This is a genomic window from Dehalococcoidales bacterium, from assembly GCA_030698765.1.
In the GTDB taxonomy this organism is placed as follows: Bacteria; Chloroflexota; Dehalococcoidia; order Dehalococcoidales; family UBA2162; genus JAUYMF01.
Window position 1 is genome coordinate 1 of the sequence record JAUYMF010000034.1, and the last position, 5,691, is coordinate 5,691.

Here is a 5,691-nt window from a genome sequence, read left to right on the forward strand (position 1 = left end):
AACAGCGTCACCGGTAACAAACATCGCCGGGATTTCAGCATTACGACACGCCTCCAGCAGCCGCTGGATATTGGGCAGCACCGCCCAGCCAGCCGCCCAGAGGGCTGACTTGTATTTTGGCATTGCCGAATAGTCAGCACCGCGCGGCCCGATGCACCTCCAGTTAACGTCAATGATGAGCAGCGCCGGATGTTGCCCGAAGTCCTGTCTTTCCTTGTTTCCCCTGCTCCCGGCAACAGCCCGCTCTTCCTCTGAATAAATCTCTTCCCAGTGCTTCATGGCTTACCCCCCTATCTATTTGTACTAAGTTCACTTAGTCTGGCTGATGGGTGTCAGACGCCATAATGCCCCGGCTCTGCCCCCAAGCTTGGTCGCCCGCATCTCATCCGATACCGGAATGATTTCCACCTGCACGTTACACAGCTTCTTAAGAGCGGCCCGGAATAAAGCGGCGGCGGGCAATGGTCTCAGCGGGTTCGTGTTACCCAGAGACTCACGCAGAGAATGTATCGGCGCCATGACCGCCTGCTTCATTTCGTAGAGCATTTCGTTATCGGAAAACTTATTTAGCCGCACGTCACTGGAGCCAACTTTGAGCAGGTAGGCTGATATGGCCTGGCCCACGGTATAGGGGTCCCCTGGTGGGATTTTCAGCTCTTTCTGAATCTCGTCAAATACCATCTCTCCCTTGAGCCACCGGCACTGATCCAGCTTGGCTTGTCCCTCCGGGGTATCGCCAAACATCTTATTGAAGACCATCCAGGTCGCCTCCAGTTCCAGGGCAAAGTATTCAGGGTCAATCTTCTTTAATTCTGCCATAGTAGTACCCCCTTTTAGATTAGCCCTCAGGTCGATGGGCCAGAAACCAGCCATCATAACCGCCTCGCTCTCAGGAAGAGAGCGAGGGACTCATGCCGGTTTTCCCCAAAAGCTCTTACATTCCCGGTCCTATTTCAGGGGTGTAAGACGGTAGTATACCCGCTGCCACTTGTCCTCCTGCCATGGCTGCCCGACCCAGCCCTCCGGGGTCAGTGCCTTGACCTCGGGAGGCAGTTCCGATGGCGGGATATTTACCGCCTTCATGTTGCAGAACCTGCGCAGAGCAGCCTGCAACATACTGGCCGAGGGGTTCGGCGTGACCTTGAGTCCCATCTTGTCCCGCGCCCAGGGGATGAGGGGCATCTCCACGCAGTTCTTCCAGTCCCGGTATATGATGTCATCAGCGACTCTGCCAATCTGGAACTCGGCGTAGTTATTGGCCGTCAGATAATCGGCGACGTGACGACACACGGTGACCGGGTCAGTCGAGTTAAGAGGGTGTGACTCCAGCATATGATCAAGGTGCAGGTCTGCCTTCCGGGCCACCACTCTCTCCATTGTCTCGTTCGCTTCCGGGGAATCACCCACTTCCTTCTGCCAGGCTATCCAGGCGAAAAGAATCTCCCGGCGCTGCCACTCCATTCCAATTTGTTTTGCAACAGGCATCGTTTTCCCTCCTTTTTATTTATACTGCAGGGGTAGAAACCGGCTGGGGCAAAATCCCCCGCCGCTCCAACTCCCGGGCAGCATACTCAAGACCAAGCCCTGCCAGGGTCTCCGCAGTCGGGATACCTTCGGCATCATATCCCATTAGCCGGTTAGTATCTTCCAGCAGCTGGCCGAGCTTATCGCGGTCCCGGGACAGGAATTGCTCCGGCAGGTCACCGGCCTGCATTCTCTCCCCCAGGATTACATTATATACACGGGTAATAGCTCTTACCCTCCGGACACACTGCTTCGCTTCCTCGTCGTTCAGTTCCAGCCCGGTAGCATATGAGAACAGCGCCGCCTGATCACTGTCCAGAATCCGGGTGTACTTCCTGCCCCCGGACCAGCGATGGCACAACCCGAGGCAATCTGCCAGGATACCGGACTCGGCATCGTGGACTATCGTTTTGCTCATCATCTCATAATTTACCCCGGACGAACTTGAAGGAACATCTTTTTTCCATTCCTGCGGGTATTCCCAGAACTCTGACTCCGCGTACCACTGGCTGAATTCATCGGACTCGAAGGACAACCCCTCATAGCCATAGGTGCCCCACTGGGAGGTATCCTGCCGGTCGTTAAGGATCAGCTTGACGGCTCCCGACAGACCGTGCATCTGCCGGCCACGAGGTTCCAGTTTCCGGGTATGATAAGCATATTGCTCAGCCCCGCGGCCAATCTGCTGCGCCGCCTGGTGAACACCATTAGCCAGGATATCACCGATTCCCTCCCGGTAGGCAATCTTCTTCAACAGGTTGAAAAAGACCTCAGGGTTACTCCACTCCAGATGCATCCCGCCGGTATCCTCCCTGGTGATAATGCCCTTCTGGTAGAGGTCAATGACGAAAACACACAGGGCGGCCGCCGAAAGGGTATCAAAGCCGTATCTCTGCACCAAGGAAATGCAGCGGAGATTGAAGTCAAAATCGTGAATATCAGCCGCCCCGGTAAACCGGTGCCGCGAGCGGCACTTGAGCAAGACGGGTTGCCCATCGGGAAGGTGGGCGGTGGGGTGGTCTGGCGTAGGACAATTGAAACAACCCACCATCGTCGCCTCCCGTCTCATCAAAAAGGACTGGTATTCCTGGTCACGCCCCTTCCACGACTTCATCAGCTCAAAATTACGGTATAAGTTCTTACCCCTGTGTTTAGCCTCGCCGTCATTTTCCGCGGTTTTCGGCTCGACCTTCTGCTTATCCCGAGGGCTTTCATCATCGTCACCGCCGCTGAGCATCTTCCGATTTTCAGCCCGGCGCAGGATATCATTACACAATTCCAGGAAGGGGAGAGGCTGGGACAGGTGGACATCTTTAGTACCGTGGACGGTAACTGCCTTCAGCTTCTTGTCCCCCATGATAGCCCCGACCCCGCTTCGGCTCAAACTAAAGCCGGGACCGTGCTCAATACTGGCAAAAAAGACCCTGTGTTCCCCGGCAGGACCGATGCACAGGGTCTGAACATGATCATTCTTCAACTCATCCCGAATTATGGACTGAGTCTCGAAAACATCTTTCCCCCAGAGATGGCTGGCATCCCGTATCTCCACTTTGTCATCATTTATATATAAATATACCGGAACAGGAGATTTTCCCGAGATAGTTAGCGTGTCATAACCGGCGAATTTTAGCTGGGGTGCCCAGGAGCCGCCCATATTGGAATTAGTCAGGTAATTAGTCTGGGGAGACCGAGTGACCACATTAGTCCGGTTAGCGCTCGGCGCCGGCGTACCAACGAGGGGACCGGCGCCAAAAATCAACAGATTTTCCGGGGAAAACGGTTCTGTTTCCGGAGGAACCCTGTCCCAGAACATCCTGGTAATCAATCCATGACCCCCCAGGTAGGTCTCATACATTTCCCGATTGCCATCAACTTTCCTGATGGTTCCTTCCGTCAGGTTAACCTCTAGTTGAACACCAGTCCATCCGTACCACATACATTACCTCCGCAGTAACAAACCGGCTTTCTTCTGCGCCAACGCCGGGTCAGGAGTTGACCTCCCGGTCACGATTTTAAGCTCAGTTCCGTAAATCGATCTGCAATAATTATAACAAAATGTTAACTTTTTTCCCACATCGAGCATTTTGTTTGTTTATCAGGAAGCAGGCACCATACGGTGCCTGCTTCCGATCACCAATTTAAGTACCTCGTCTACCTCGTTCCTATCATCTGCTGCTTCAGGTCCTGGTCAATCCAGGTATATCTGGTGTGCCCCATATATTTACCACGACCTGAAATAGACTCACCGTTATAGTTCTTTACCCATGGCTGCCAGGGGATGTACTGGTACGGCGCCGGCAGGTGTATCAACCAGGATTGATCAAGCGCGTACATGTAGAATTCTTTAAGCACCGGCCAGACCGCAGGTTCATTACGGATAGCGTTAGCGACGACAAACGCACGTACCTCATCCGCATGCGGGTCATGAATCTGACTGATGGTGCCTTTTCCCTCCGGATAGGAATATTCCTCAAAGGAGTAAGGCGAGTGTCCGGTCTTCCGGCTCCAGCCAGCCTCTTTGACGTTCTTACCCTCGTACATGGAAATATAAACAGTCCGTTCATGGACAGCGATCTGCAGGTCAACTCCGATCTGTTCAAAGTAGTATTTGACCAGGGCAAGCAGGTCAACGTCCCATTCCGTCGACGTATCCACCGTGATGCTAAAGCCATTGGGGTAACCGGCCTCAGCAAGGAGCTGTTTGGCTTTTTCCGGGTTATAGGTGTAAACCTCCTTAACAGAGGCAGGCATCTCCTCAAGCGGAGTATACATATGTATATACTCGGAGACAGGGGTTAACGGCGAACCGTGTATCAGAGCCTCCCCCTGGTAGTAGTCCCGGGCAATCGCTTCTCTGTCGATAGCCATAGACAGCGCCCGCCGCACTCTCTGGTCATACCAGGGCAACTCGGGGTCATTCACATTCAGATGGAGGGACTGCACATCCGATAACACCACCTGCCTGAACTTCATCTCCGGGTTTGTCTTTCTCAATCCTTCCATATCATCCTGGCTGATCATCAGTCTGGAATAGAGACCGTCAATCTTACCGGTCCGCAGGGCTGCTATCATGGTAGACGTGTCCTTCAACATGAGAAACTTGGTGCCGTCCAGATAAGGCAACGGGTTTTGGGGGTGGAAGGGGTCTTCCTGCCAGTAGTTGGGATTCCGGATAAAGGTCACTGAACTATCCGGAACATAGTCGGATATCATAAACGGTCCTGTACCAACCGAATTCCTCCAGTCCCGCAGGTCACCGTATTTCTCCACCGTCTCCGGTGGGATTATCCATGTCCAGTCCGAAGTAACCTCCAGCACCACATCTAGATAACCGGGGTTGGACTTGACCACCACCGTCCATTTATCCGGTGCTGTTACCGATGCCGGCCATTCCTCCGGCTGTAGCCTGGAGCGCATGGCGGCGCCGGGTACATCCCAGTAGGGTCGAAGCAACGAATAGACCACATCATCAGCGGTTACCTCCCGCCCATTGACCAGCCGGCTGGCTTCATTATTCGGGTTGAGGCCAAAATGGACCCCCTGACGGATGTGGTATATTATGGTCTCATCATCAGGTGTCTCCCAGCTCTCGGCTACCATTCCTGTCTTGAATGTGGGAGGAGATAAAGAGTAGAGCGCGCTGAATTCATTGGCGCCGGTTAGCGATTTCAACCAGTCAAACTCGATTAGAGAGTTATGAGTCTGCGTGAGCGTAGGTACGGCTGTCCCGGGTTCGAAGAAAAGCGGGTCGAAGCCGCGTGGCGCTCTGGCCGGAACAATGGTAAATACCCCGCCGCGCTTTGGCTTCTCCACCATCCGGCCCAGAGAGTCCTGTACCATCTCTGCCCCGGGTGCTGATGTGGTGGGTGTGGTGGGGGTAGTCGGTGTAGTTGGAGTCGTCGGAGTTGCGGGGGTTGTTGGGCTCGTCGGTGTGGTTGGTGTCACCGGAGCTGCCGGGGCACAGGCTGCCAGTACCAGGGATAACACCATCATGCAACTCACCAGGAACCAGGTACCATTCCTTTTCATTTCCCTTCCTCCTTATTTTAAACTTTGTTTAGTGTTCTTCGCCCCCTTACATTGTCCTTGTCGCGCCGTAATCCCCATATTACATCGTCGCATCTGTGTAGCCGGCTCCGCCGCCACTCCCAGTTATTCGCAGGTACC

The 5,691-nt window shown here is 54.1% G+C and carries 5 protein-coding genes; all 5 read right to left on the reverse strand.

Going from position 1 to position 5,691, the window contains the following annotated elements; translation table 11 throughout:
- The coding region (locus Q8Q07_01610) for a hypothetical protein (protein ID MDP3878987.1) at positions 1–279 on the reverse strand (279 nt) is incomplete at its 3' end.
- Positions 280–309: 30 nt separating this feature from the next.
- Positions 310–819 carry a hypothetical protein gene (locus Q8Q07_01615; protein ID MDP3878988.1) on the reverse strand — a complete coding sequence of 170 codons (510 nt, stop codon included), beginning with the start codon at positions 817–819 and terminating at the stop codon, positions 310–312.
- A 129-nt stretch (positions 820–948) separates the two neighbouring features.
- On the reverse strand, positions 949–1,485 hold the full coding sequence (locus Q8Q07_01620; protein ID MDP3878989.1) for a hypothetical protein: 537 nt from the start codon (positions 1,483–1,485) through the stop codon (positions 949–951).
- Between the two features lie 19 nt (positions 1,486–1,504).
- Positions 1,505–3,460: an aldehyde ferredoxin oxidoreductase N-terminal domain-containing protein gene (locus Q8Q07_01625; GenBank protein ID MDP3878990.1), complete on the reverse strand. Its 1,956-nt coding sequence runs from the start codon at positions 3,458–3,460 to the stop codon at positions 1,505–1,507.
- Positions 3,461–3,675: 215 nt separating this feature from the next.
- Positions 3,676–5,553, reverse strand: coding sequence for an ABC transporter substrate-binding protein (locus tag Q8Q07_01630; protein MDP3878991.1), 1,878 nt, complete (start codon positions 5,551–5,553; stop codon positions 3,676–3,678).
- Between the last annotated feature and the right edge of the window lie 138 nt (positions 5,554–5,691).